Origin of the sequence: Pseudomonas sp. LAIL14HWK12:I1 (genome assembly GCF_003202095.1) — a bacterium.
Taxonomy (GTDB): Bacteria; Pseudomonadota; Gammaproteobacteria; order Pseudomonadales; family Pseudomonadaceae; genus Aquipseudomonas; species Aquipseudomonas monteilii.
Window position 1 is genome coordinate 162,141 of record NZ_QJKG01000009.1, and the last position, 26,146, is coordinate 188,286.

Below are 26,146 nucleotides of genomic sequence, written 5' to 3' on the forward strand. Positions count from 1 at the left end.
CATGAGCCCCTAAACGCTACGTGTCACACCGCCATCAACCCTGATGTTCTGCCCCGTGATGTAGGCCGCGCCGTCGCTGGCAAGAAACGCAATGGTGGCGGCGATTTCCTCGCTGGTGCCATAACGCTTGAGCGGCACGCTGTCGCGGCGTTGTTCGGTGGCCGGCAGGCTGTCGATCCAGCCGGGCAGGACATTGTTGATCCGCACGTTATCCCCGGCGAAGTTGTCGGCGAAGATCTTGGTGAATGCGGCCAGGCCCGAGCGGAAAACGGCAGACGTCGGGAACAGTTCGCTCGGCTCGAACGCCCAGGCGGTGGAAATGTTGATGATCACGCCACCCTTCTGGCGCTGCATGAAAGGCGTTACCAGACGCGTCGGGCGAATGACATTGAGCAGGTAGGTGTCCATGCCCTTGTGCCAGTCCTCGTCGCTGATCTCCAGGATCGGCGCGCGCGGCCCATGGCCGGCGCTATTGACCAGCACGTCGATACGGCCCCATTTTTCCACCACGGCGTCGACCAGGCGTTGCAAGTCTTCGACCGACTGGTTGCTGCCGGTTACACCAATGCCGCCAAGCTCGGCAGCCAGCGCCTCACCCTTGCCCGATGAAGAAAGGATGCCAACCTTGAACCCGTCAGCGGCCAGGCGACGTGCTGCTGCAGCGCCCATGCCGCTACCGCCGGCGGTAATAATCGCAACTTTTTCTACTGACATGCTGCCTCCAGAATTGAAACGGCTGATTGCTTAGGTGCACTTACCTTAGCAGTAGCCCCAGTGGCGAGGGAGGCAGGCAAACTTTACCGTGACAGTAGATTAACTATTGCAAGCCTGCTGCCTTAGCCAGTGTTGAACCACGTCAAGCGCCTCAGGCTGCTGCAGCTTGCGCGGCCACACCAGGTAGAACGACTTGTCCAGCCGGAGCGGCTGGTCGAAGACCTGAATCAGCCTGCCTGCGGCAATGTCGTCACCGACGAATGCCAGGCTGGCCAACGCAATGCCCTGACCACTGATGGCGGCATCAATAGCCAATGAAGTCTGGTTGAACCGCAGGTTTCTGGCGGTCGGTTGGGCGTGGCGCGGGAACACGGCCGCAAGGTACCTGGGCCAGAAGTCATGGGCATCGTGAAGCATGATGAACGCTTGCAGCTGCTCGAAGCAGGTGGGGATGTTGGTGCCCTCGAACAACGCTGGGCAGGCCACGGCGACGATGTGCTGCTCCATCAACAGTTCGCTGTTCAACCCCGCGCCAATTTCGGGCTTTCCATAGCGCACCGCGATATCCACGCCGTCGGTACTGAAGTGAGACAGCCGATCGGTGGCCAGCACCCGCAGATCGATGTCCGGGTGGCTTTGCGCAAAGTTGCCGAGCCTGGGAATAAGCCATTTCGAGGCAAAGGTGGGGGTAACGCTGACCGTCAGGTGAGACGTCTGCGGGCGCAACAGGCGGGTTGCCTCATCGATCATCGCCAAGGCACTGCGAATGCTGCCGCTATAACCCAGGCCCGCATCGGTCAGAGCCAGGCCCCGGGGCAGGCGCTCGAACAAACGAAGGTTCAGGCTTGCTTCCAGCCCGCGTATCTGCTGAGCAACGGCTGCCTGGGTCACCCCCAGCTCCTCGGCAGCCAAGCGGAAGTTGAGGTGGCGGGCAACCACTTCAAACACACGTAGCGCGTTGAGTGAGGGTAAGTCAGGGAAACCGTTTGGCATGACGATGGAGGTGGCCGGGCTGCAAAGATTCAATGCCGAGGCTACTCCCTGAGCACCATTAAAGAAACCCACGCCACCGCAGCCAATCCAACGCCGTTTCCCTTAAGCCACGCTGTTATCGGCTGCACATTTGCATCGCTGTGCTTGACTCGTGAATTTTTTCATGTAATTTTTCATGAAAAATAACTCTAAAAATTTCACGGCAGTCCGAAACGATGAAGATGCACGAAGAGGTTGAAGCCCTCGCGATCCTTATTCACGACCTGCGCAAATTCAAGAACCTGACCCTGGGTGAGCTGGCCGAGCGCATCAACCGCTCGGTTGGGTTCCTCTCTCAGGTCGAACGCGGTGTTTCGCGCCCGACCGTGGCCGACCTCACCGCCATCAGCGAAGCGCTCGGCGTGTCGACCGCGTACTTCTACAACCTGAACAAGCCCCGCAGCATCGGCTGGGTCACGCGCCCCCATGAGCGGCGCACGCTGTACCTGGAGTCGGGCATCACCGATGTGCTGGCGTCGCCCACCATCGCCGGCGCCTTCTCCATGCTCGACAGCCATCTCGAACCCGGCGCCACCAGTGGCGAGGCGTACCTGAGCGACCGTTCCGAGCAGGGCTGCTTCGTGCTCGAAGGTGAGCTCACGGTATGGCTGGACCAAGGCGAGGCCGTGACCCTGCATGCCAACGACTGCTTCCAGCTGCAACCCCACGCGCAGTTCCGTTACGCCAACCTGACGGCAAAACCCACCCGCGTGCTCTGGGTCTTCAATTGAATTCGTTCAACTCACAAGGATAAGAAGATGAGTGTCATCTTTCCGGATCTGCTGACTGAAGTGCGCGCGTTCCGGGCGCAGCACCCGGCCATACGTTATGTCGACCTGATTGCGCTGGATATCCCCGGGCACTTCTACGGCAAGCGTTACCCCATGGACATGCTGGAAAAGGTCGCCGCCGGCGCCCCTCTGAAGCTGCCACAGAACTGCGTGCTGCTCGGTACCCAGGGTGGGCTCTACCCGATTGGTGACTACTGCTTCGCCGACGGCGACCCGGACGCCGCCCGGCGCCTGGTGCCCGGCACCCTGAAACCGGTGCGCTGGGAAAAGGAAGCGGTCGCCCAGATGCTGATTACCTCCGACGGCACCGCCCAGCCGATCGAGTTCGAGCCCCGTGAGGTGCTGGCCCGCGTTATCGAACGCCTGGCCAAACGTGGCATTCGCCCGGTGGTGGCGTTTGAGCTGGAGTTCTACCTGTTCGACCGCCAGCTGGATAACGGCCTGCCGCAGTACCCACGTGACACGGCGACCGGGGATGAAGACGATCAGCCGAACATGCACATCGAGCGGCTGTCGCGTTTCTCGTCAGTGCTGCACGAAATGGTGGATGGCGCCAACGAGCAGGGTGTGCCAGCGAACGTCATCACGGCGGAGCTGGGCCCAGGCCAGTTCGAGATCAACTTCTCCCACAGCGACGATCCCCTGAGTGCGGCGGACTGGTCGGCGCTGTTTTGCCGCAGTACCCGGGGTATCGCGATGAAGCACGGCTACCGTGCCAGCTTCATGAGCAAGCCGTACCTGGATGCACCAGGCAGCGGCATGCATGTGCACGTCAGCCTGTACGACAGCGCTGGCAATAACATCCTTGCAGGTGCCGAACAGCGCAAGCTGCGCCATGCGGTAGCCGGGTGCCTGGAATTGCTGCCGCACTGCATGCCGATCTTCGCCCCCAACCACAATGCTTATCGCCGCTATGGCGCCATGGTCAACGCGGCGAGCAAGGCCAGCTGGGGCTTCGAAGACCGTGATGCGTGCATTCGCATCCCCGAGTCCGACCCGCGCAACCTGCGCATCGAACACCGCCTGGCGGGCGCCGATGCCAACCCGTACCTGGTGCTGGCGGCCATCCTGACCGGCATGGAGCATGGCCTGGACCGCGGCGTCGAGCCCATCGCCCCGCTGAACGACAACCGCCAGAGCGGCATCGACTTCCCCAAGGATGCCCTCGGTGCGTTGGCCGCCATGCGTCACCACCCGGTGGTCAACCAGGGTTTGGGCAGTGAGTTCGTGATGGTGTATTGCGAAAACAAATACCAGGAGCAACTGGATTTCATGCGCCACATCGATGCCCGCGAATACCGCTGGTTCCTGTAGCTGGCGCCGTTCTTACAGCGACGCCTTTCAACGTTCAAACACCACGCGCAATACCGATTTGCCGGAGGAAGATATGCCACGTGTGCCCGTTATTGGCATTACCGCATGCACCAGCATGATTGAGCAGCATGCCACCCAGACCATCGCCGAGAAGTATGCACGCGCGGCGGCCAAGGCGGCCTGTGGCTTGCCCATCGTGATACCCAGCCTCGGTGAGCTGATGGACAGCGCCGATATTCTCGACGTGGTGGACGGGCTGATCTTCACCGGCTCGCCGTCCAACATCGAGCCGTTTCACTACAACGGCCCGGCCAGTGCCGAGGGCACCCATCACGACCCTCTGCGTGATGCCACCACGTTGCCGCTGATGCGTGCGGCTATCGCTGCCGGTGTGCCGGTACTCGGCATTTGCCGCGGTTTTCAGGAAATGAACGTGGCACTGGGCGGCACCCTGCACCAGAAGGTGCACGAGGCCGGGGTGTTCATGGACCACCGTGAAGGCAAGGGCGAGCCCATCGAAAAGCAGTATGGCCCGCGCCACACCATGCATGTAGAGCCTGGCGGCCTGCTCGACCGCATGGGTTTGCCGGCGATCTTCGATGTCAATTCCATCCATGGTCAGGGCATTGATGTGCTGGCCCCGGGGCTGAGGGTGGAAGCGCTGGCACCCGATGGCCTGGTGGAAGCGATTTCGGTCGAGAACGGCAAGGGTTTTGCCCTTGCGGTGCAATGGCACCCTGAGTTCCAGGTCATGGACAACCCGCACTACCTGACCCTCTTCCAGTCCTTCGGCAAGGCCTGCCGGCAGCGCTCGGTATTGCGCCAGAAGCTGTTGCTGTCTGCCTGAAAGCGACCTTTCCCAACTAGAAAAAGTACCTGCGCAGCCTTGCTGCGCAACGCGATGGAGTGAAAGCAATGAGTGAACAGAATTCGCAAACCCTGGCCTGGCAGGCCATGAGCCGCGACCACCACCTGGCGCCGTTCAGCGATGTGAAGCAACTGGCCGAGAAAGGCCCGCGCATCATCACCTCGGCCAAGGGCGTGTACCTGTGGGACAGCGAAGGCAACAAGATTCTCGATGGCATGGCCGGCCTGTGGTGCGTGGCGGTTGGCTATGGTCGCGATGAGCTGGCCGAAGTCGCCAGCCAGCAGATGAAGCAACTGCCTTACTACAACCTGTTCTTCCAGACCGCTCACCCGCCTGCGCTGGAGCTGGCCAAGGCGATCGCCGATGTGGCCCCGCAAGGCATGAACCATGTGTTCTTCACGGGGTCCGGCTCCGAAGGCAACGATACCGTGCTGCGCATGGTCCGCCATTACTGGGCGCTGAAGGGCCAGAAGAGCAAGAAGGTGATCATCGGCCGCATCAACGGTTACCACGGCTCTACGGTGGCAGGCGCCGCCCTGGGCGGCATGAGCGGCATGCACCAGCAGGGCGGGGTGATTCCGGACATCGTGCACATCCCGCAGCCTTACTGGTTCGGCGAAGGTGGCGACATGACCGAGGCCGACTTCGGCGTGTGGGCGGCCGAGCAGCTGGAGAAGAAGATCCTCGAAGTTGGCGAAGACAACGTTGCCGCCTTCATCGCCGAGCCGATCCAGGGCGCCGGGGGCGTGATTATTGCGCCGCAGACCTATTGGCCGAAGGTGAAGGAGATCCTCGCCAAGTACGACATCCTGTTCGTCGCCGACGAAGTGATTTGCGGCTTTGGCCGTACCGGTGAGTGGTTCGGGACCGACTACTACGACCTCAAGCCCGACCTGATGACCATCGCCAAGGGCCTGACCTCTGGCTACATCCCCATGGGCGGGGTGATCGTGCGTGACGAAGTGGCCCAGGTACTCAGCGAAGGTGGCGACTTCAACCACGGTTTCACCTATTCCGGCCACCCGGTGGCGGCGGCGGTGGGCCTGGAGAACCTGCGCATCCTGCGTGACGAGCAGATCATCCAGCAAGTGCACGATAAAACCGCGCCGTACCTGCAACAACGCCTGCGCGAGCTGGCCGACCATCCGCTGGTAGGCGAAGTGCGTGGCCTGGGCATGCTCGGTGCGATCGAGCTGGTGAAAGACAAGGCCACCCGCGCCCGTTACGAAGGCAAGGGCGTGGGCATGATCTGCCGCCAGCACTGCTTCGACAACGGCCTGATCATGCGCGCCGTGGGCGACACCATGATCATCGCCCCACCGCTGGTGATCAGCATCGAGGAAATTGACGAACTGGTGGAAAAGGCCCGCAAGTGCCTGGACCTGACGTACGAGGCTGTTCGCTAAGCGGCCGTTGGCTGCACCGGGGTCGCAAGGCGGCCCCGGTTTGCCTGGCTGGCAAGAAGTACACCTGTGAAGCATTTTGCTTTGCGAGTCGGATCATGTAATTTTCAGGGCATTCATTTCCTGTCTGAAAGTCGCGATTCAACTATGAAAGTGCACGAAGAAATCGAAGGCCTGGCAGTACTGATTCGCGACCTGCGCAAGTTCAAAGGCCTGACCTTGGGTGATCTGGCCCAGCGAATCGGCCGTTCGGTGGGCTTTCTGTCCCAGGTCGAGCGGGGTGTATCACGCCCGACCGTGGCCGACCTTACCGCCATCAGCGAAGCGCTGGGTGTCTCGACCGCCTACTTCTACAAGCTGGAAAAACCCCGCGAGCTCGACTGGGTCACCCGCCCGCACGAGCGTCGCACGCTTCACCTGGCAGGCGGCATCACCGATGTACTGGCGTCCCCCACCATATCGGGCGCGTTCTCCATGCTCGATAGCCATCTGGAGCCGGGGGCCAGCAGCGGCGAGGAGTACCTGGACGACAGCTCGGAGCAGGGCTGCTTCGTGCTCGAAGGTGAACTGACCGTGTGGCTGGGCGGCGGTGAGCCGGTAACGCTGTGCGCCAATGACAGCTTTCAGCTGCAACCCCACGCCAGTTTTCGTTATGCCAACCTTACCGACAAGCCCACGCGGGTACTCTGGGTATTCAGCTGAGAGGCCCGCTCGGCGTGTCTCGGTTGGCCAGGAAAGATGACCTGCAAACACTGTCAGGGCTGCATAGGGTATCCTTGCGCCACGCAATCAACTTCTAAGCAGTGAACTGAACGATGGGTTTTGAACAACTAGCAGCGCTACGCGACCGCCTGCGGGCGGAAAAACAGCAGGTAAAGGCCGAGAGCCCGAAACAGCCCAAGCGCAAGCCGTCCCCGCAGGCGAAACCGCGCGAGCAGGATCCGGCGGTCGCGGCGATCTGGCCATTGCAGAAGCATTTTCCGTTGGCCTTCCCGGTCAACCCGGCCCCCAAGGTGCCGCTCAAAGAGGGCATTTTCAAGGATGCTGAGCAACACCTGGAGCTGCTCGGGCTAACCCGTGAACAGCTCAAGCTGGGCATCTCGACCTGGTGCCGGGGGGCCCGGTACTGGGCAAGCATGGTCGAGAACGCACCACGCGTGGACTTGACCGGCCAAGCCGCTGGTACTGTGACCGCCGCTCAGGCACTGCATGCCAAGCAGCAGGCATCGCGGCAGCGCAGCCAGGACCGTCGCAACCGTGCGAAGTCGAAAGCGCAGGCTCCGGCCCCCGCCACCGACACCGCAGCGGCCCCCGCCGCCGACTGACACGCCCGGGCGGCTTGCCTGGCGCAAGGCCAACGTGAGTAAGGCAGTGGCGTAGGCCTTCACTCGACCAAGGCAAGCCATGGCCAGCGCTCGCGATAGCTGGCGGCTTTTGCCTTGAGCAAATCGGGGCGAGGATTCAACGCGTTCATCCTCAGCTCGTTGTCTGTGGTGCGGCCTTGGGCAACCAAGATGGGCCGGGAACATGGCGACGCAAATGGTCACCGTTAACGCGGCCTGACGACGGCCAGCTGGCAGGTGTTGAGCTGGCCATCGGCAAACCACTGGCCGCTGCCGTCGGCCCGGACTGTGAAGATCTGTTGCGCAAAGCGATGCCAGTCCAGCGCGGCGACCTGTTTGCGCCAGAATCCCTCGGGGTCGTCGGCAGCGCGGGCGTAGGCCTGCTGTAATCCTCCCAGTCAGTGCGGATGGTCGCTTGGCGGGGCTTCTCAGGCGTGCTGTTGCGGGGGCAACAGTGGATCGACAGTCTGCTGCCTGAAGTGCACCTGGACAGGTTTTTATTTTTGTTAACTTATTGATTTATATGTATTTATAGGTTGGCATGTTTGCTGCTCCCAACTCCTTGAACCCCAAGTATTGTCAAGGAGCCTCCCCATGAGCCACACCCCAATCAAGTTCGCCTACTGGGTCCCCAACGTCAGCGGTGGCCTGGTGGTCAGCACCATCGAGCAGCGCACCAGCTGGGACATCGACTACAACCGCAAGCTGGCGCAAATCGCGGAAAAATCCGGTTTCGATTACGCCCTGTCGCAAATCCGTTTCACAGCGGGCTATGGCGCCGACAACCAGCATGAGTCCGTCACCATCAGCCACGCGCTGCTGGCCGCCACGGAAAAACTCAAGGTCATCGCCGCCATCCTGCCAGGCCCGTGGAACCCGGCGCTGGCGGCCAAGCAGCTGGCGAGCATCGACCAGTTCACCCAGGGCCGTATCGCCATCAACGTGGTTTCGGGCTGGTTCAAGGGCGAGTTCCATGCCATCGGTGAGCCTTGGCTGGATCACGACGAGCGCTATCGCCGCTCTGAAGAATTCATCCGCGCGTTGAAGGGCATCTGGACCCAGGACAACTTCACCTTCAACGGCGACTTTTACCGCTTCCGTAACTACAACCTCAAACCCAAGCCGCTGCAGCAACCGCACCCGGAAATCTTCCAGGGCGGCAGTTCGCGTGCGGCACGGGACATGGCCGCGCGGGTGTCGGACTGGTACTTCACCAACGGCAACAGCGTGGAAGGGATCAAGGCCCAAGTGGACGACATCCGCACCAAGGCGGCGGCCAACGGCCACTCGGTAAAGATCGGGGTGAATGCCTTCATCATTGCCCGCGATACCGAGGAAGAAGCGCGTGCGGTGCTGCAAGAGATCATCGACAAGGCCAACCCCGAGGCGGTGCGCGCGTTCGGCCAGGAGGTCAAGCATGCCGGTTCGGCCAGCCCGGAGGGCGAGGGCAACTGGGCCCGGTCCAGCTTCGAGGACCTGGTGCAGTACAACGACGGCTTCAAGACCAACCTGATCGGCACACCGCAGCAAATTGCCGAACGCATCGTCGCGTTGAAGGCGGTGGGGGTGGATTTGATCCTCTCTGGCTTCCTGCATTTCCAGGAGGAAGTGGCGTACTTCGGCGAGCACGTGTTGCCGCTGGTGCGGGCGCTGGAAGCCGAGCGTGGCCTGGATAAAGCAGTAGCCTGAGGCCGGGGCAGGGAGGGTTTGGCACCCTGCCAGTATTGTCGGATTGTCGTGCAGGGGTTAGGTTGACGGGCTTACTTCAAGGAAGACTACCCCATGAAACGGACCTTACCGCTCCTGTTCGCCTGCGCGATTTTCCCCTTGCAAGCCTGGTCGGCGCTTGAAGTTGGCCAGTTTACCCTCGGCATGCCCAAGGCCCAGGTCCTGGCCATTCTGCAGCAGCAATTCGGCGAGGTTGAGCATTTCACGGGCTATCACTATCAGGTACCCACCGAGTTTTATCAGGGCACCAATGCCAAGGGCGACTACAGCCTGGGCGGTGTTCCCGTTTCACAGGTGAAAGCGTCGTTCAATGACGCTGACCAGCTTCGCCAGGTCGAGGTACGGCTGGATACCACTGACGAGGCGCGGGTCCAGCAACTGCTGCCGATGACGAAGCAGGCCAAGCGAGTGCCGAATACCGGTGGCCGGCTGGAAGCGTTTTCTGCAGAGGGTGAGCTGGTTTACTGGGTCTCCAAAGACTGGGACTGGACCGTGGTGACCATTGCCGACAAGGCCAGCTCGGCCGGAAACATCAAGGCCCGGGCCAAGAGTGACGAGAAGTTTGCCCAATTGAACCGCAAGTTCGACAAGCTGATTGAAACCGCCAAGGCGGTGGAGGGGAAAGGCGCGCCTTGATCGCAAGCCCACCCCCTTGCCGACCTTGGCCATCGCCTGGGACGTTGCGGGAGCCTTCTGACGTTGTTGCTGGGCGGGCCGGTCTTTAGCGGCCAGCCTAAACGCTTTGTTTATTGGCCTGGCCGCTCGGACCCGCTAAGGTAGCGCCCCCTGCAAGGATGCATTCCAGGAGTTGTCATGTCGCCCTTTGGCCTGTTCATCGGCCGTCTATTCAACCCGTCCCCTGCGTTGAAGCCCCTGCTCGACGGTTATTCCGAACTTCAGGTACCCGACGCGCAAGCGGTCTGTGCCTTGGGTGAAGTCGACCTCGGTGAGGCCGTGCAGCTCAAGCGCTTCTATCTGGATGATGAAGATTACTGGCTGCAAGTGCTGATGAACGGCAACGAGGCCGGCGATACCGTGCTGTTTGGCTACCACAGCGCGATACCGGTCCGCGATCAAGCCCACTTGCAGCAAGTGGTTGGCAGCCAATCCAGCGTCGGCATGCCGATCTTCGAGCACGATGGTTATCTGTACTCCCGCCAGTGGGGCCGTGAGCAAGGCAAGGCGCCTTTGGTATCCCTGCATGAGCAGGTCGTCAACCAGAGTGCCCGCTACGGCATCAGCCACCTGTCGATGCTTTACGCCCGCGACACCGGCCTGCCGGAGCGCCGCGAATTCCTGCTGTTGTCGATCGAGGAAGATGAGCAGGGCAACCTGACCTTCACCACTTCGCTTGGCACCACCCTGTTCCCCGGCGATTTTTACGTAACCTGACAAGGATTTCCCATGCTCGACGCACTGCGCCTGTCGCTCAACGCTTCAGCGGTGACCGGCTTCATTCTCTATATCAGCGTGGCCCTGTTGGTGTTCTGGCTGTTCCAGTTCATCTACACCCGGCTCACCCCTCACCGTGAGTTTGCGCTCATCCGCGAGAACAATCCGGCGGCAGCCGTTGCCCTGGGTGGCTCACTGATCGGCTTTTCGTTGCCGGCCAGCAACATCATCGCCTACAGCGTCGGCATTCTCGACTTTATCGCCTGGGTGGTCATCGCCGCCGTGGTGCAACTGCTGGCCTTCGGCATCACCAGCCTGGTGCTGCGCGACTTGTCCAGACGCATCGTCCAGGGTGAACTGGCGGCGGCCATCTACGCGGCCAGCGTGGCAATCAGCGTGGGCTTTCTCAACTCGGCCTGCATGACCCCATCGGCCTGACGCGCCAGGAGCCTTGATGAACACCCCTATGCGAAGAAGCTCCGTCAAGCTGGTGCTGGCCGGCTCGCTGCCGCTGGCCTTGTCTGCCTGCGGTCCGCACGAAGATTTGTACACGGTCAGCCAGCAGGTCAATTACGACAGTGTCGAAGCCTGTGTCAGTGACAAGGTGCCTGCCCAGGCGTGTGCTGATGCCTACCAGCAGGCCTTGGTTGAATATCGCCGCAGCGCGCCGAGCTATGCCTTCAAAACGGCGTGCGAGGCAGACTTCAGCCCGGACGGCTGCCAACCAGCGCGTGATGGCCGGTACATGCCGCGCATGAGCGGTTTCGAATTGCAAACCAGCGGTGAAGTGACCCAGTCGCAGCTCGATGCGGGATATGCCCAAGGCGGTGGCTATGGCCATGTCGCGTCGGCTGCGGTGGCCGGCATGTTGCTGGGACAGATGGCCAGCAGCGCCGGTCGCCGTTATAGCGCCCAGCCGCTGTATGCCTACCGTGAGGGTACGGGCCAGCGCATGGGCCTGCTCGGGCGGCGTTATGGTTCGGCCGGTGGTATCCGTGGCGTTGCCAGGGAAGAGGAAAGTGGCACGACGTCGGGTGGCGGCGGCGGGGGTTCCGGCGCCTGGGGGCGCAACGAACCTCGCTCGGCGCAGTCGGCGTCGATCACCCGTGGTGGCTTCGGCGGCCAAGCCACTGCGCGCAGTGGTTGGGGCGGCCGCTCCGGCAGTTTCTTCGGGGGCTGAACATGCACAAGGTCGAGCTGGATGAACGCCCAGGCTGGCGTGCCACTGCCCTGCGCGAAGGGTTTGCCTTCCATACCATCGAGGGGGAGCGTTACTGGGACGAGCGCAGTTACTACCGGTTTTCCGAAACCCAGGTCGTGCGTGACTTGCAGGCCCCGACAGAAGAACTGCACGCCATGTGCCTGGACGCCGTTGATCGCATCGTCGACAGCGAGGCACTGATGACGCGGCTGGCGATCCCGCCTGCGTTCTTTGACCTGGTGCGCCGTTCGTGGAAGGCGCGGCAGCCGCACCTTTATGGGCGCTTCGATTTCAGCTACGACGGCCAAGGGCCGGCCAAGCTGATCGAGGCCAACTATGACACGCCCACCTCGCTGTACGAAACGGCAGCCTTCCAGCTGATCTGGCTGGAGGAGCAGATCGAACGGGGTGTGCTGCCAGGCCATGCCAGCCAGTTCAACACCCTGGCCGAAGACCTGGTGCAAGCGTTCATCGCGCTGCCGGGGCAGGGCACGTTTTACTTTTCCACCATCGCAGGTTCGGTGGAGGACCGCGGCACCACGGACTTCCTGCGCAAGATGGCCGGGCACGCCGGCATTCCTACCCGGCACATTGACCTGGAAGACATCGGCCTGGACGGCGACGGGCGTTTTGTCGACCTGGCCGGCAGGCCGATATCACGGTTGTTCAAGTTGCATGCCTGGGAGCACATTTTCCGTGAGCAATTCGGCCAGGCCATCCCCGGCTGCAACACGCAGTTTTTCGAGCCGCCGTGGAAGGCTTTGATCTCCAACAAAGGCATCTTGCCGTTGCTGTGGGAGTGGCATGCCGGGCACCTCAACCTGTTGCCGGCGTTCGTGGATGACGCCCCGGCTGGCCCGGTGCCCAGGGGCTGGGTGCGCAAACCTTACTTTTCGCGAGAAGGGGCGAATGTCGATATCCATACTGCCGATGGCCGGCGGGTATTCGAGGACGGCCCGTACAACGATGCGCCGTACATCCTCCAGGCCTTCGCACCGTTGCCCAGGTTTGCCGAGAGCTACACCCTGATCGGTTCGTGGGTGGTGGGCGACCGCGCGGCGGGGATCGGCATTCGTGAGGATGACTCGCTGATTACCAAGGACAGCTCGCGGTTCTTGCCGCATGTCGTGCTTGGCTAAGCCATCACCGCAGGTCGGTTTCAGGACGCGCCTGGTCGTTCGCATGCATCCCTCTGGCGCCACAAGTGCCATGCTTGCAGGATGCCTTCGGACCAGTGCACGCAGATGCACGGCCGTCGGCAAGGAGGCCGCCAGACCGCGCAACCGTGACGTGGCCGGCGCGCCGCAGCAGAACACGCCGGACACCTGCCCCACAATAATTCAGGCAGGGTCCGTGATGCCGAGGTCCGCTGTATGCCTGATGAATTGCTTCACCTGCCCGTTATCCAGCGCATTCTGGCCCGTGACAAGGCTACCCCAGGCGCGCTGTTGCCGATCCTGCATGCCATCCAGCATGACATCGGCTATATCCCCGATGCGGCTGTTCCCGAAATCGCCCATGCCCTGAACCTCAGTCTGGCCGAGGTGCGCGGGGTGATCAGCTTCTATCACGACTTCCGCACCACGCCGCCTGCGCGCCACACCTTGCGCCTGTGCCGCGCCGAGTCGTGCCAGAGTCGTGGCGCCGAGGCCCTGGCCGCGCAGTTGCGCGAACAGCTGGCACTGGACGACCACGGGACCAGCGCCGACGGCGCCATCAGCCTGCGCCCGGTGTACTGCCTGGGTGCCTGCGCCTGTTCGCCGGCGCTGGAACTGGACGGCCAGGTGCATGCGCGGCTCACCCCTGAGCGCCTGCGCGCATTGGTCAACGGTTGCCGGGAGGACGCAGCATGCTGAAGCTCTATATCCCCTGCGACTCGGTGGCCCGTGCCGTCGGGGCCGACCAGGTGGCTGATGCCTTGCAACGCGAGGCCGAGCGTCGCCAGCTACCGCTGGATATCCAGCGCACCAGTTCACGCGGGCTTTACTGGCTGGAGCCGTTGGTCGAGTGCGACAGCGCACAAGGGCGCCTGGGTTTTGGCCCGGTCACCCCGCAGGAGGTGCCTTCGCTGCTCGATGCCCTGGCTGGTGAACCCGGTGGCCACTCGCTGGCGCTGGGGCCGGTCGAAGACATCCCCTACCTGAAAACCCAGCAGCGCCTGCTGTTCGCCCGCGCCGGCATCACCCGCCCGTTGTCGTTGGACGACTATCGCGCCCAGGGTGGTTTCGCTGGCCTGGAAGCTGCCGTGGCAATGGACGGCGCCGATGTGGTCGCTGCCGTGCTCGATTCCGGCCTGCGTGGCCGTGGCGGCGCGGCGTTTCCCGCTGGCATCAAGTGGCGCACCGTGCGCGACGCCGGGGGCGGGCAAAAGTATGTGGTGTGCAACGCCGATGAAGGCGACTCCGGTACCTTCGCCGACCGCATGCTGATGGAAGGCGACCCGTTCCTGCTGATCGAAGGCATGAGCATTGCCGGCCTCGCTGTGGGCGCCGACAAAGGCTACATCTACGTGCGTTCGGAATACCCCGATGCCATTCGCGTGCTTGACCAGGCCTTGGCCATCGCCCGCGATGCCGGCTATCTCGGCACTGACGTGGCCGGCAGCGGCCAGTCCTTCGACCTGGAAGTGCGGGTTGGCGCCGGCGCCTATATCTGCGGCGAAGAAACCGCGTTGCTCGAATCCATCGAAGGCAAGCGGGGCATCGTCCGCGCCAAGCCTCCACTGCCCGCATTGCAAGGCTTGTTCGGCCTGCCGACGCTCGTACATAACGTGCTCACTTTGGCTTCGGTGCCCATCATTCTGGCCAAGGGAGCGGCGTTTTACCGCAACTTCGGCATGGGTCGCTCGCTGGGCACCATGCCGTTCCAGCTGGCCGGTAATATCCGCCAGGGCGGTTTGGTGGAACGCGCATTCGGCCTGACCCTTCGCGAACTGGTCGACGGCTATGGCGGCGGCACCGCCAGTGGCCGGCCGCTGAAAGCTGCGCAGGTCGGTGGCCCGCTCGGCGCCTGGGTACCGCCCAGCCACTTCGACACCCCGCTGGATTACGAAGCCTTCGCCGCCATGGGCGCGATGCTTGGCCATGGCGGTGTAGTGGTGGCCGACGACACACTGAACATGGCCAGCATGGCGCGCTTTGCCCTGCAGTTCTGCGCTGAAGAGTCCTGCGGCAAATGCACCCCGTGCCGCATCGGCTCTACCCGTGGCATGGAAGTGGTCGACCGGTTGATTGCGACCCAGGATTTCACTGAACGCCACGACCAGGCCCTGTTGCTGCGCGACCTGTGCGACACGATGCAGTACGGCTCGCTGTGCGCCATGGGCGGCATGACCGCCTACCCGGTGGCCAGTGCCCTCAAGTACTTCCCCGCCGATTTCGGGCTGACCACCACGGAGGCCGCGCAGTGATCAATTTCTTCGACCCCGCTTCTGATAAAAGCAGCGACCTGGGCACCCCGGCCCGTGACAGCGACGTGCAGGTCAGCCTGAGCATCGATGGCCGTGCCATCAGCGTGCCCGCCGGCACTTCCGTCATGCGTGCTGCCGCCATGCTCGGCACCAGCATCCCCAAGCTCTGCGCCACCGACAGCCTCGAAGCCTTCGGCTCGTGCCGCATGTGCATGGTGGAAATCGAAGGCATGCGCGGCTACCCGGCGTCCTGCACCACACCCGTCAGCGAAGGTATGGTGGTACGCACGGAAACCCCACGCCTGGCCGGCCTGCGCCGCAACGTGATGGAGCTGTACATCTCCGACCACCCGCTGGACTGCCTGACCTGTTCGGCCAACGGCAACTGCGAGCTGCAGACCGTGGCTGGGCAGGTAGGCTTGCGCCAGGTGCGCTACGGCTACGACGGCGCCAACCACCTGGCCGAGAAAAAGGATGTTTCCAACCCGTATTTCGACTACGAGCCCAGCAAGTGCATTGTGTGCAGCCGCTGCGTGCGCGCCTGCGAGGACATCCAGGGTACCTTCGCCCTGACCATTACCGGGCGCGGTTTCGAGTCGCGGGTGGCAGCGGCGGGCGGAGACAACTTCCTGGCCTCCGAGTGCGTCTCCTGCGGTGCCTGCGTGCAGGCCTGCCCGACTGCAACCCTTACGGAAAAAAGCCTGGTGCAGCTTGGCCAACCTGAGCGCTCGGTCATCACCACCTGCGCCTATTGCGGTGTCGGTTGTTCGTTCCGCGCCGAAATGAAAGGCGACCAACTGGTGCGCATGGTCCCGGACAAGAACGGTGGCGCCAACCACGGCCACGCCTGCGTCAAGGGCCGTTTCGCCTGGGGTTACGCCACCCACCCGGACCGCATCACCAAACCGATGATCCGCAAGCGCCTGGAAGACCCGTGGCAGGAAGTGAGCTGGGACGAGGCGGTGACGTATGCCGCCAGCGAGTTCCGCCGTATCCAGCTCAAGTACGGGCGTGACTCGATTGGCGGTATCACCTCCAGCCGCTGCACCAACGAAGAAGCCTATCTGGTGCAAAAGCTGGTGCGCACGGCGTTCGGCAACAACAACGTCGATACCTGCGCGCGGGTGTGCCATTCACCCACCGGCTATGGCCTGAAGCAGACCCTGGGTGAATCGGCCGGCACACAAAGCTTCGATTCGGTGATGCAGGCCGACGTGGTGCTGGTGATAGGGGCCAACCCCACCGATGCCCACCCGGTGTTCGGCTCGCAGCTCAAGCGCCGCCTGCGCCAGGGCGCGCGGCTGATCGTGATCGACCCGCGGCGCATCGACCTGGTCGACTCGCCCCATGCCCGCGCCGAGCTGCACCTGCAACTGCGCCCAGGCACCAACGTGGCCATGCTCAACGCCCTGGCTCATGTGATCGTCACCGAGGGCCTGCTGGCCCAGCGCTTCATCGATGCGCGCTGCGAAACAGAAGACTTTGCCCGCTGGCGTGACTTCGTCAGCCTGGCAGACAACGCCCCTGAAGTGCTCGGCCCGGTCTGCGGCGTGCCCGCCGAACAGATCCGTGCCGCTGCCCGGCTGTATGCCACAGGCGGCAACGCGGCAATCTACTACGGCCTGGGCGTGACCGAGCACAGCCAGGGCAGCACCGCAGTGATGGGCATCGCCAACCTGGCCATGGCCACCGGCAACATTGGCCGTGAAGGGGTAGGGGTGAACCCGCTGCGCGGGCAGAACAACGTGCAGGGCTCTTGCGACATGGGCTCGTTCCCCCATGAACTGCCTGGCTACCGGCACATTTCCAACGAAGGCGTGCGTGCCGAATTCGAGCGCGCCTGGGGCGTGACGTTGCAGCCCGACCCTGGCCTGCGCATTCCCAACATGTTCGAAGCCGCGCTGGACGGCAGCTTCAAGGCGTTGTACTGCCAAGGCGAGGACATCGCCCAGAGCGACCCCAACACCCAGCATGTCACGGCGGCCTTGCACGCCATGGAATGTGTGGTGGTGCAGGATATTTTCCTCAACGAAACGGCCAAGTTTGCCCATGTGTTCCTGCCAGGCAGCTCGTTCCTGGAAAAGGACGGCACCTTCACCAATGCCGAACGGCGCATTTCGCGGGTGCGCAAGGTGATGGAACCGTTGGCAGGCAAGGCGGACTGGGAGGCGACCGTGGCCTTGGCCAACGCCTTGGGCTACCCGATGAACTACCGTCACCCGTCCGAGATCATGGACGAGATCGCCCGCCTGACGCCGACCTTCCGCCGCGTCAGCTATGCCGAAATCGACCGTCACGGCAGCTTGCAGTGGCCGTGCAACGACGCCGCACCCGATGGCACGCCGACCATGCACATCGACCAGTTCGTGCGGGGCAAGGGGCGCTTCATGCTTACCGGTTACGTGCCCACCGACGAGAAGGTCAGCAACCGCTACCCGCTGCTGCTGACCACCGGGCGCATCCTCAGCCAGTACAACGTCGGCGCCCAGACCCGGCGTACCGGCAACGTGGCCTGGCATGACGCCGACCGCCTGGAAATTCACCCGACCGATGCCGAAAGCCGTGGCATTCAGGACGGTGACTGGGTGGGTATTGGCAGCCGCGCCGGGCAGACTGTACTGCGGGCCAAGGTCAGTGCGCGGGTGGCGCCGGGGGTGGTGTACACCACCTTCCATTTCCCCGAGTCGGGGGCCAACGTGATCACCACCGACAACTCCGACTGGGCGACCAACTGTCCGGAATACAAGGTAACGGCGGTGGAAGTGGTGAAAGTGTTCCAGCCGTCGCAGTGGCAGAAGCGCTATCAGGACTTCAGTGACGAACAGCGGCGTTTGCTGAAGGAACGCCGCACAGAGGATAAAGCCGAGGTGCGCCGATGAGCAGCGAAAACTTGGTCAAGATGGCCAACCAGATTGCCCATTACTTCGACAGCGAGCCGGACCGGGACTTGGCGGTACAAGGGGTGCGGCAGCATTTGCAGAGCTTCTGGACACCGGCGATGCGCCGGCAACTGGCGGAGTGGAACAAGGCCAATGCGGGGGAGGGCCTGGACCCCAAGGTGCGGGAGGCGTTGGCGTAAATTTCGGGGCAGAAGACAAGCCCTGTGCGGTTTACCCGCGAATGCGTCATTCGACTTACCGACGCTTTCGCGGATAAACCCGCTCCCACACAGATCGCGTTTGCTTCAGCCGCGGGCCAACTCGGCTTGGTGGGCGATGGCTTCTTCGCTTTTCAGCACCAATACATCGCCTTCCAGAGCATCCAGCACCACCTCCGAAGTATTTCCAATCAACGCCCCGGTAATCCCGGTGCGGCACACTGTCCCGATCACTGTCACCACGGCGCCCAGCTTCTGCTCGGTATGCGGGATCAGCACATCCGCTGGTCCTTCCGCCACATGCAAACGCTCTTCGCTAATGTCGTACTCGGCCTGGAACGCTTTGCACGCCTCGCGGTAACGCTTTTCGATGGTTTCGCTCAACTGGTAAGCCGGGTCCGACGCCGACAGCATCGGTGACGGATGGGCGCTGATGACATGCAGTTCGCCCTTGGCCAGTTTGGCAATCTCGAAGCCATGGTCAATGATGCTGGCATGCAAGCGGCGGTGGTCTTCGTCCTGATTGCCCACATCCACTGCGGCCAGGATCACGCCCCCGGTCCAGGGCCTTTCACTCTTGACCATCAGCACCGCACACGGGCACTGGCGCAGCAGCTTCCAGTCGCTGGGGGTGAGCAGGGCTTTTTTCAGCGGGTTGTCCGGGCGGTGTTCCTTGATCACCAGCTCGCAACCCTCGGCCTGCTGCACGTAGATGATGGTGTCGTGCAGGTTGCCGCGCCAGGCCTCTTCATGGGTGACATTGTCGTAGCCGTCATCGTGCAATTGACTACTCAACAGGCTCAGCAGCGCATGGTGGTCATGCCGCTTGTCGCACATCAGCAGGTGCAGGCGTGCGCCGGTCACGCCGGCAATCAGCTTGGCCCGGGTCAGCGCCCGGCTGTGGGCGTGCTCGGGGTCGAGGACGACAAGGATGCTGCGGACGGCTTGCATGGGCGTTAGCTCCCTTCAAAGGTGGCGACCAATGCCTGACTATAGACGGCGCGCCCCCCGCTGGCGCTTGATGTACATCAAGAAGCATAGTCACTGACGCCGCCCGCCGCCGCCGCTATAATCGCCGGCCCTGCCTGTTCTGTGTGGTTGCACGCTTATGTCCCTGATCCCCGAAATCGACGCCTTTCTTGGCTGCCCGACGCCAGATGCCTGGATCGAAGCGGCGCTGGCCGACCAGGAAACCCTGCTGATCGACCACAAGAACTGCGAATTCAAGGCCGCCAGCACGGCCTTGAGCCTGATGGCCAAGTACAACACCCACCTCGACCTGATCAACATGATGTCGCGCCTGGCCCGTGAAGAGCTGGTGCACCATGAACAGGTGCTGCGGCTGATGAAGCGCCGTGGCGTGCCACTGCGCCCTGTGTCGGCGGGGCGCTATGCGTCGCGGCTGCGCCGCCTGGTGCGCGCCCACGAGCCGGTCAAGCTGGTGGATACGCTGGTGGTGGGGGCATTTATCGAGGCACGCAGCTGTGAGCGCTTTGCCGCGCTGGTGCCGCACCTGGATGAGGAGCTGGGCCGCTTCTATCACGGCCTGCTGAAAAGCGAAGCACGCCACTACCAGGGCTACCTGAAACTGGCGCACAACTACGGTGATGAGGCAGACATCGCTCGTCGTGTGGAGCTGGTGCGTGCCGCTGAAGTCGAGTTGATCCAGTCACCGGACCAGGAACTGCGCTTCCACAGCGGCATCCCGCAAGCGCTGGCCGCCTGATTCGCACCAGACGGCCCAGCCGTCAGTTGCGCCGGCCCAGCAGCAGGCCCACCACCAGGCCAAGGCCTGCGGAAATGGCCACGGTCTGCCATGGATGGCCACCAATATAGTCCTGGGTGGCGTCCACCACCGGTTGCGCCTTGCTGCGCATATTGCTGGCCGCCTGGCGGGCCTGGCGCAGCTTCAGGGTGACCTGCGCGCGTAACGTTTCGGCTTCTTCGCCCACCAGGGCGGCGCTGTCGTTCAGCAGCTTTTCCGATTCTTCGATCAGCGATTGCAGTTCGCTGAATACCTGGTCCTTGATCTGATCGCTGTCTGCCAGTGCGGCGTTTTTCCGGGCCATGAACTCTTCCTCGTCGATGGGGTGGTTTGAACAATGGATGCCGCCGCGTCGGGAAAGTTGCGCCGGCTTACCGATGTTGCGTTGCCTGGGTGTAAGATAGCGGCCATTTTCAAACCTGCAGGTACCTTCATGAGTTTCAATCTGGCCAACAAGAGCTTCGAGGAACGGGCGCAGATCGAGGCAGAGAAGGCGCGGTTGTTCGAGCTGTGGCAAAACAACCTGGGCAAGGCCAAGGGCGAAGCGGCCCGGCTGATTGCCGAAAAAACGCGTCGCAAGGGCAAGTGGGCCGAATGGGTACGCGCCGAGCTGGACGGCATGACGCCCCCCGAATACGCCAGCATGGTGCGCAGCGAAGTCAACAAGCTGATGGCCGCCGCCAGCGCCAGCCGCTGAACACACTCCCCAGGTGCTTACCAGTAGGCGCCTTTGGGCAGGTCCAGCTTGCCCTCGTCGGTAAAGCGCACAGTCCCCAGCGGCCCACCGGCCAGCTTGCCGCGCAGCTTGTAGGGCAGGCCCTGTAGCGAGTCCACCTTGCCCAGCCCATAGGCCTGGCGCAGGAAGGAAAATGCCGTGATGCTAACCGGCACCACGATCACTGCCTCGTCATAACGGCCAATGTGCCCCTGCTGGTCGCTGACCCCGGCGGCCAGCGGCTGGCCGTTCACTTCCAGGTTGAGGGCAATGCCGTTGTAGTCGATGGGTGATTCGTTGGGGTTTTGCACCCGCATTTTCACGGCCATGCGCAGTTCCAGTTCCTGGCCGGGCAGCGGTTCGATGCCGATCACGCTGATGGTGACCGGGTCACGTGGCTGGAACAGTGCGCAAGCGTTCAGGCCATAGGCCATCAGTAGCACGAGCATTAACCGGGTAAAGCGGTACAGGCGGGCAGTCATGAGGGCGACCTTGCCAGAGTGAGCGAAGTGTCAGTGTGGCAAATGCAAGTGGGCGTTGAAAGTGTCCCACTGGATGAAAGATACTGTTTCTCATTAACGCCCGATAACTCCTCCTACTGGCTGTTCCCAAACCCATGCTGACGTCACCCGTGTCGGGGCTGCTGGCGAGTTTCCAGGAGCACTACGACGACCTGCTGCAGTTTCTGACCCGGCGCATGAGCGACCGCCAGCGCGCCGCCGACGTGGCGCAGGAAACCTACCTGAAGCTCGTCAAGATCGATGAGCAGGCGCTGCCGGTGCTGCATGCGCGCAGCTTCATCTTCCGCGTGGCCGGCAACCTGGCAATCGATGCCTTGCGCCGCGAACAGCGCTTGGCGGCCAGCCATGACGACTGTGACGGGGCAGGGGAACTGGCCTGCCCGGCGCCAGCACCCGAGGCGATGTTGTTGGCCTGGGAGCGCTTGCAAATCCTTGACGATGCGCTGCTGAAACTGCCCGACAATGCCCGCCAGGCGTTGTTGCTGAACCGCGTCGAAGGCCTGACCCAGGCGCAGATTGCACAGCGGCTGGGGGTTTCCGAGAGCATGGTGGCCAAGTACATCGGCCAGGCCCTGCGCCATTGCCGCGATTGGCTCAAACAGGCGGGTGTGGCGGCCTGCGTGGTGTTGCTGGTCGCCGCTACGGCTGCTTGGCAACAGGCGCCGATGCTGCTGGCGGATTACCACACCGCAGTGGGCGAGCGGCAGGTGATCACCCTGGCAGATGGCACTCGGGTGACATTGAACAGCGCCAGTGCGCTGAGCGTGGTGTTCAACGAGCACGAACGCCGGGTGGTGCTGGATGCTGGTGAGGCCCTGTTCGAGACCGCTGATGAGGCGCGGCCGTTTGTGGTCGAGACGGCGGGTGAGCGTGTGCAGGGTGGTGCAGCCACGTTCAGCGTGCGCCGTGATGGTCGCGTGGTATTGGCACGTGGTGAAGCCACGGTTGGCGAACGTCCATTGGCGGTAGCGGCCGATGCCGGAACACAGATGGCCTGGCAGCGCGGCAAGCTGATCTTCAACGGCAAGCCGCTGGGGCAGGTGCTGGCGGAACTTGAACGTTACCGGCATGGGCGGATTGTGCTGTCGGACAGCAAGCTGGCAGCCATGGAGGTGAGCGGGGTGTTTGACCTTGACGAGCCTGAGGCGCTGTTGCGCACGCTGGAGCAGCGGTATGGCCTGAAGGTGACCTACCTGCCGTGGTTGGCCGTGGTTCACTGAGCCGGCAGTGCCGGCCTCTTCGCGGGCAAGCCCGCGAAGAGGCCGGTACAGAAATAAAAATATTTTCCATTTGCCACTGCAAGTTCCTGCAAGCCAGATCGTCGTAGTGGGACTGATCAGCAACCCATTCTCATTTACGACTTGTCAGGAAGCTCATTCGTGCCTCTGATGCTCAAGCCCCTGCACCGCCGTCGCGGTTCACTTCACCATGCCCTGATGTCCTGCAGCGCCCTGGCCGTGCTGGCCGGCCCGCTGTCGGCATGGGCGTCTACCGCTGCCGACCAGGCCCAGGTCCAGGCCCGTCAGGTTCAGCTCGACCTGCCAGCCCAGCCGCTGGACCAGGCCCTGACTGCCTTCGCCGACCAGGCCGGCCTGCACCTGTTGTACACCACGGGCGATGTTGCAGGCCTGGCCAGCCCTGCGTTGCACGGCAGCTACAACGTCGAGCAGGCCCTGCAGCAGTTGCTGGCCGGCAGCGGCATGGGCTGGCAGTTCAGCGATGCCCGCACTGTCACCCTGCGCAAGGCCGAGGCTGCGCCGCAGGCGGTCAACCTCAAGCCGATCGAAGTCAGCGTGGCCTCGCGTACCAGCACTGCAATCAGCGAAATCCCCGGCACCGTCTGGGTGGTCGACCAGCAGCAATTGCGCGAACAGATCGACAGCGGCGTCAGCCTGAAGGAAGCCATCGGCAAGCTGGTACCCGGGCTCGACCTGGCGCCGGAAGGGCGCACCAACTACGGCCAGAACATGCGCGGACGCAACGTGCTGGTGATGATCGACGGGGTCAGCCAGAACAGCTCGCGTGGCCTGTCGCGCCAGTTCGACAGCATCTCGCCGTTCAACGTCGAGCGTGTCGAAGTATTGTCCGGCGCCAGCGCCATCTACGGCGGCGGTGCCACCGGCGGCATCATCAACATCGTCACCAAGAAGGGCGAGCCCGGCCCGGCGCGCTTCGAAACACAGCTGGGTGCCAGCAGCGGTTTCAACAACAGCGATGACCTGGCCACCCGCTTCGCCCAGTCGATCAGCGGCGGCAACGAGCGGGTCAATGCCCGCCTGGGTATCTCCGGTGAGCAGAACGAAGCCTTCTACGACGGTGCTGGCGACCAGATTTTCATCGACAACACCCAGACCGACCTGCAGTACAACCGCACCCTCGATGTGCTCGGTACCTTGGGCCTGCAATTGAACGACCAGCAGAGCCTCGACCTGCTGGCCCAGTACTACGACTCGGGCAACCACGGCAGCACGGGTATCTACTTCCCCAACCTCAACTACAACGCACCGTCCGACCTGGAAGATGCCGAACTGCGCAGCGGCTACTCGTCCGGCCTGGAGCCGCGTACCCGGCGCCTGCTGCTCAACGCCAACTACCACCACACCGATGTGCTGGGCCAGGACTTCTACCTGCAAGCCTCGTACCGCAAGGAAGACGACAACTTCTACCCGTTCCCGTACTACAACCGTGCCACGCCCACGGGGTCGCGCGGGGTGTACTTCGCCGCCTCGCAGCAAAATTTCGAGGTCACCAGCCTCAAAGGGCTGTTCGCCAAGCAGTGGGACACGTTGAAACTGACCTACGGCATCGACCTGGACCGTGAGCGTTTCAACGCCGAGCAGACCACGTTCAATGCCCTGACTTCGTCCGAGTCGGGCGGCCTGGAACTGGAAAAGGACAGCAAGGCCCCGCGCTATCCCAGCTACCGTGTCGATGGTGTGTCGGTGTACGCCCAGCTCGACTGGCATGCCACCGACAACCTGACCCTCTCCGGTGGCGCCCGCCGCCAGCAGATGGACGTGGACGTCAGCGACTTCAAGGGCGTGCCGGGCGGCAGCAACGATTACCAGGTCAACCTGTTCAACGTTGGTGCCATTTACGACTTCAAGAACGGCCATCAGGTGTGGACCAACTACGGCGAAGGCTTCGACCTGCCGGACCCGGCCAAGTACTACGGCAAGCCGGGCCTGAGTGTGGCCGACAACCCGCTGGCCGGCATCAAGAGCCGCCAGGTGGAACTGGGCTGGCGCTATGCCGATTTGGACTGGGATGCCCAGGCGGCGCTGTACTACATCTGGTCGGACAAGATCATCAACGTCGATTCGCAAACGCTGACCATCAACGTGGAAGAGCAGAAGAGCCGCGACTTCGGCTTTGAAGGTGCGCTGACCCGGCATTTCCAGACCGGCTGGGAGGCAGGCGGGACCTTGCACCTGACCCGCTCCGAGGAAGAGGCTGCCGACGGTGGCTGGATCAAGCGTGATGCCCGTTATGCCTCGTTGTCCAAGGCCACTGCATTTGTCGGCTGGAAGGGCGATGGTCGCAGTGCGCGGCTGCAGGCCAACCATGCCTTCAGCCTGAAGGACGATGCCGACCACGAGATCGACGGCTACACCACCTTCGACCTGCTGGGCAGCCAGGACACCGGCTTCGGCACCTTCAGTGCCGGCATCCAGAACCTGCTGGACAAGCAGTACAGCACGGTCTGGGGGCAGCGTGCGACGTTGTTCTATTCGCCGACCTACGGGCCGGCGTATCTGTATGACTACCAGGGGCGCGGGCGTACCTACACCTTGACCTGGAGCATGGCTTACTGATGGTTTTCGCCTGAACTGGCCTCTTCGCGGGCAAGCCCGCGAAGAGGCCAGTTCAGGCAAACGCTGCCAGCAAATCCTGCGCAAACGCCTGCTGTGCCTCGCCAACCCCCTGTGCCCGGTGCCTGGCCAAAGTAAACGGCACCACAAAATCCAGCCCCGGGTCCAGCGCCCACAACGCCCCCCCGGCCTCCCACTCCTGCGCACAATGGCGCGGCAGATAGCCAATATGCCGCCCCGACAAAATGAACGTCAGTACGCTCTCGATCTGCTCTGCCACCGCCATGCTGCGCCGGCTCTGGAATGGCTCACCGCCTTTGAGAAACCGGTACGGGTGGCGCACCTGGTCGGTCTCCAGCAACCGCTCAAGCGCAACTTCCGCCTCGCCGAACAGCTCATGGCCTTTGCCGCAGTACAAGCGTTGCCGCTCCTCGAACAGCGGCTGGTAGTCAAAGGCCGCCTGGTTGCCAGAGAAGTAGCTGATGGCATAGTCCAGCCGCTGCTCCAGCAACAGCCGTTCCAGCTCCGCTGGTGGCGCACTGATCAGTTCCAGTTGTACCGCTTCTTCACGCGTGCGAAATGCCGAAATGGCTGCCGCCAGCTTCAGGCTCACCGCCTTGTCCTGATTCTCCGCCATGCCGATGCGCACGGTCCCCAGCAACCGCCCGGCCACCCCATTGGCCTGCTGGCGAAACTGTTCGATGTTCAGCAGCAGCCCGCGTGCCGCCTCCAGCAGCAACGCGCCTTTCTCCGTCAGGTGAAAGCCGCCTTTGCCCCGGCTGCACAGGCGATAACCCAGGCGGGCTTCCAGCTGTGCCATGCGCTGGCTGATGGTGGGCTGGCTCAGGCCCAGCACGCCTTGTGCGGCGCTGAAGCCGCCGGCCTCGACTACAGTGACGAACAGCCGCAGCAGGTGCAGGTCGGGGTCGTGCACTTGTCCGAGCATTACATTGCTCCTTTTGAATGTCAGCTTTACAAACTTGCCATTCCTGCAATGTAACCCGGCTGGCATGCTCGCGGCATCCACCCATTTGCCGAGGT

27 protein-coding genes are annotated in these 26,146 nt (G+C 62.9%); 20 read left to right on the forward strand and 7 right to left on the reverse strand.

Annotated features, from left to right (window positions below):
* Positions 1-9: 9 nt before the first annotated feature.
* Positions 10-714: an SDR family oxidoreductase gene (locus D906_RS21425; protein ID WP_019098726.1), complete on the reverse strand. Its 705-nt coding sequence runs from the start codon at positions 712-714 to the stop codon at positions 10-12.
* A 99-nt stretch (positions 715-813) separates the two neighbouring features.
* Positions 814-1,707 (reverse strand): LysR substrate-binding domain-containing protein, encoded by an 894-nt coding sequence (locus D906_RS21430; RefSeq protein WP_033694714.1) that lies wholly within the window; start codon positions 1,705-1,707, stop codon positions 814-816.
* A gap of 215 nt (positions 1,708-1,922) precedes the next feature.
* Here D906_RS21430 and D906_RS21435 point away from each other — a divergent pair, with 215 nt between their 5' ends.
* The 6 genes from D906_RS21435 to D906_RS21460 all read left to right on the forward strand — a co-directional run bounded on the left by D906_RS21435 (position 1,923) and on the right by D906_RS21460 (position 7,447).
* Positions 1,923-2,477, forward strand: a complete 555-nt coding sequence (locus D906_RS21435) for a helix-turn-helix domain-containing protein (RefSeq protein WP_027615692.1) — start codon at positions 1,923-1,925, stop codon at positions 2,475-2,477.
* Between the two features lie 27 nt (positions 2,478-2,504).
* On the forward strand, positions 2,505-3,851 hold the full coding sequence (locus D906_RS21440) for a glutamine synthetase family protein (RefSeq protein WP_019098728.1): 1,347 nt from the start codon (positions 2,505-2,507) through the stop codon (positions 3,849-3,851).
* A 73-nt stretch (positions 3,852-3,924) separates the two neighbouring features.
* Positions 3,925-4,698, forward strand: coding sequence for a gamma-glutamyl-gamma-aminobutyrate hydrolase family protein (locus D906_RS21445; RefSeq protein WP_019098729.1), 774 nt, complete (start codon positions 3,925-3,927; stop codon positions 4,696-4,698).
* Between the two features lie 68 nt (positions 4,699-4,766).
* Positions 4,767-6,125 carry an aspartate aminotransferase family protein gene (locus tag D906_RS21450; protein WP_016714939.1) on the forward strand — a complete coding sequence of 453 codons (1,359 nt, stop codon included), beginning with the start codon at positions 4,767-4,769 and terminating at the stop codon, positions 6,123-6,125.
* A gap of 144 nt (positions 6,126-6,269) precedes the next feature.
* Entirely contained in the window at positions 6,270-6,824 is a 555-nt protein-coding gene (locus D906_RS21455; protein WP_019098730.1) for a helix-turn-helix domain-containing protein, read from the forward strand.
* 113 nt (positions 6,825-6,937) lie between these two features.
* Entirely contained in the window at positions 6,938-7,447 is a 510-nt protein-coding gene (locus D906_RS21460; RefSeq protein ID WP_019098731.1) for a ProQ/FinO family protein, read from the forward strand.
* A gap of 224 nt (positions 7,448-7,671) precedes the next feature.
* On the opposite strand, the gene D906_RS21465 is transcribed toward D906_RS21460, so the two are convergent.
* Positions 7,672-7,863, reverse strand: coding sequence for an acetyl-coenzyme A synthetase N-terminal domain-containing protein (locus D906_RS21465; RefSeq protein ID WP_231115651.1), 192 nt, complete (start codon positions 7,861-7,863; stop codon positions 7,672-7,674).
* 196 nt (positions 7,864-8,059) lie between these two features.
* On the opposite strand from D906_RS21465, the gene sfnG reads away from it, so the two are divergent.
* From sfnG to D906_RS21515, 10 genes are all read left to right on the forward strand, one after another.
* Entirely contained in the window at positions 8,060-9,154 is a 1,095-nt protein-coding gene (sfnG, locus tag D906_RS21470) for a dimethylsulfone monooxygenase SfnG (RefSeq protein ID WP_019098733.1), read from the forward strand.
* Between the two features lie 93 nt (positions 9,155-9,247).
* Complete coding sequence (locus D906_RS21475; RefSeq protein WP_019098734.1) at positions 9,248-9,829, forward strand: hypothetical protein; 582 nt, start codon at positions 9,248-9,250, stop codon at positions 9,827-9,829.
* Between the two features lie 177 nt (positions 9,830-10,006).
* Entirely contained in the window at positions 10,007-10,585 is a 579-nt protein-coding gene (locus D906_RS21480) for a DUF2491 family protein (protein WP_019098735.1), read from the forward strand.
* A 12-nt stretch (positions 10,586-10,597) separates the two neighbouring features.
* Entirely contained in the window at positions 10,598-11,023 is a 426-nt protein-coding gene (locus D906_RS21485; protein WP_019098736.1) for a DUF350 domain-containing protein, read from the forward strand.
* 16 nt (positions 11,024-11,039) lie between these two features.
* Positions 11,040-11,765, forward strand: a complete 726-nt coding sequence (locus tag D906_RS21490; protein WP_016714947.1) for a DUF1190 domain-containing protein — start codon at positions 11,040-11,042, stop codon at positions 11,763-11,765.
* A gap of 2 nt (positions 11,766-11,767) precedes the next feature.
* Positions 11,768-12,925 carry a glutathionylspermidine synthase family protein gene (locus tag D906_RS21495; RefSeq protein ID WP_027615693.1) on the forward strand — a complete coding sequence of 386 codons (1,158 nt, stop codon included), beginning with the start codon at positions 11,768-11,770 and terminating at the stop codon, positions 12,923-12,925.
* A 234-nt stretch (positions 12,926-13,159) separates the two neighbouring features.
* Complete coding sequence (locus tag D906_RS21500; RefSeq protein WP_019098738.1) at positions 13,160-13,642, forward strand: formate dehydrogenase subunit gamma; 483 nt, start codon at positions 13,160-13,162, stop codon at positions 13,640-13,642.
* The gene (locus D906_RS21505; protein ID WP_019098739.1) at positions 13,636-15,195 is read left to right on the forward strand and encodes an NADH-quinone oxidoreductase subunit NuoF; all 1,560 of its coding nucleotides are present in this window, start codon (positions 13,636-13,638) and stop codon (positions 15,193-15,195) included. Before D906_RS21500 ends, D906_RS21505 begins: the two co-directional genes overlap by 7 nt.
* Positions 15,192-18,074 carry a formate dehydrogenase subunit alpha gene (gene fdhF / locus D906_RS21510; protein ID WP_027615694.1) on the forward strand — a complete coding sequence of 961 codons (2,883 nt, stop codon included), beginning with the start codon at positions 15,192-15,194 and terminating at the stop codon, positions 18,072-18,074. Before D906_RS21505 ends, fdhF begins: the two co-directional genes overlap by 4 nt.
* Positions 18,071-18,274: a formate dehydrogenase subunit delta gene (locus tag D906_RS21515; protein WP_027615695.1), complete on the forward strand. Its 204-nt coding sequence runs from the start codon at positions 18,071-18,073 to the stop codon at positions 18,272-18,274. The genes fdhF and D906_RS21515 overlap by 4 nt, the downstream gene beginning before the upstream one ends.
* 105 nt (positions 18,275-18,379) lie before the next feature.
* On the opposite strand, the gene D906_RS21520 is transcribed toward D906_RS21515, so the two are convergent.
* Entirely contained in the window at positions 18,380-19,243 is an 864-nt protein-coding gene (locus D906_RS21520; protein ID WP_019098742.1) for a universal stress protein, read from the reverse strand.
* Between the two features lie 157 nt (positions 19,244-19,400).
* Here D906_RS21520 and D906_RS21525 point away from each other — a divergent pair, with 157 nt between their 5' ends.
* Positions 19,401-20,018 (forward strand): tRNA-(ms[2]io[6]A)-hydroxylase, encoded by a 618-nt coding sequence (locus tag D906_RS21525; protein ID WP_027615696.1) that lies wholly within the window; start codon positions 19,401-19,403, stop codon positions 20,016-20,018.
* Between the two features lie 22 nt (positions 20,019-20,040).
* Here D906_RS21525 and D906_RS21530 read toward each other — a convergent pair whose 3' ends face one another.
* Positions 20,041-20,361, reverse strand: coding sequence for a YqjD family protein (locus D906_RS21530; RefSeq protein ID WP_019098743.1), 321 nt, complete (start codon positions 20,359-20,361; stop codon positions 20,041-20,043).
* A gap of 129 nt (positions 20,362-20,490) precedes the next feature.
* Here D906_RS21530 and D906_RS21535 point away from each other — a divergent pair, with 129 nt between their 5' ends.
* Complete coding sequence (locus tag D906_RS21535) at positions 20,491-20,754, forward strand: hypothetical protein (RefSeq protein ID WP_027615697.1); 264 nt, start codon at positions 20,491-20,493, stop codon at positions 20,752-20,754.
* 17 nt (positions 20,755-20,771) lie between these two features.
* Here D906_RS21535 and D906_RS21540 read toward each other — a convergent pair whose 3' ends face one another.
* Positions 20,772-21,254, reverse strand: coding sequence for an LEA type 2 family protein (locus D906_RS21540; RefSeq protein ID WP_027615698.1), 483 nt, complete (start codon positions 21,252-21,254; stop codon positions 20,772-20,774).
* 134 nt (positions 21,255-21,388) lie between these two features.
* Here D906_RS21540 and D906_RS21545 point away from each other — a divergent pair, with 134 nt between their 5' ends.
* Complete coding sequence (locus tag D906_RS21545) at positions 21,389-22,513, forward strand: sigma-70 family RNA polymerase sigma factor (RefSeq protein WP_027615699.1); 1,125 nt, start codon at positions 21,389-21,391, stop codon at positions 22,511-22,513.
* 168 nt (positions 22,514-22,681) lie between these two features.
* Positions 22,682-25,108, forward strand: coding sequence for a TonB-dependent receptor (locus tag D906_RS21550; RefSeq protein ID WP_027609678.1), 2,427 nt, complete (start codon positions 22,682-22,684; stop codon positions 25,106-25,108).
* Positions 25,109-25,160: 52 nt separating this feature from the next.
* Here D906_RS21550 and D906_RS21555 read toward each other — a convergent pair whose 3' ends face one another.
* Positions 25,161-26,051 carry a LysR family transcriptional regulator gene (locus D906_RS21555; RefSeq protein ID WP_016714960.1) on the reverse strand — a complete coding sequence of 297 codons (891 nt, stop codon included), beginning with the start codon at positions 26,049-26,051 and terminating at the stop codon, positions 25,161-25,163.
* Positions 26,052-26,146 lie beyond the last annotated feature (95 nt).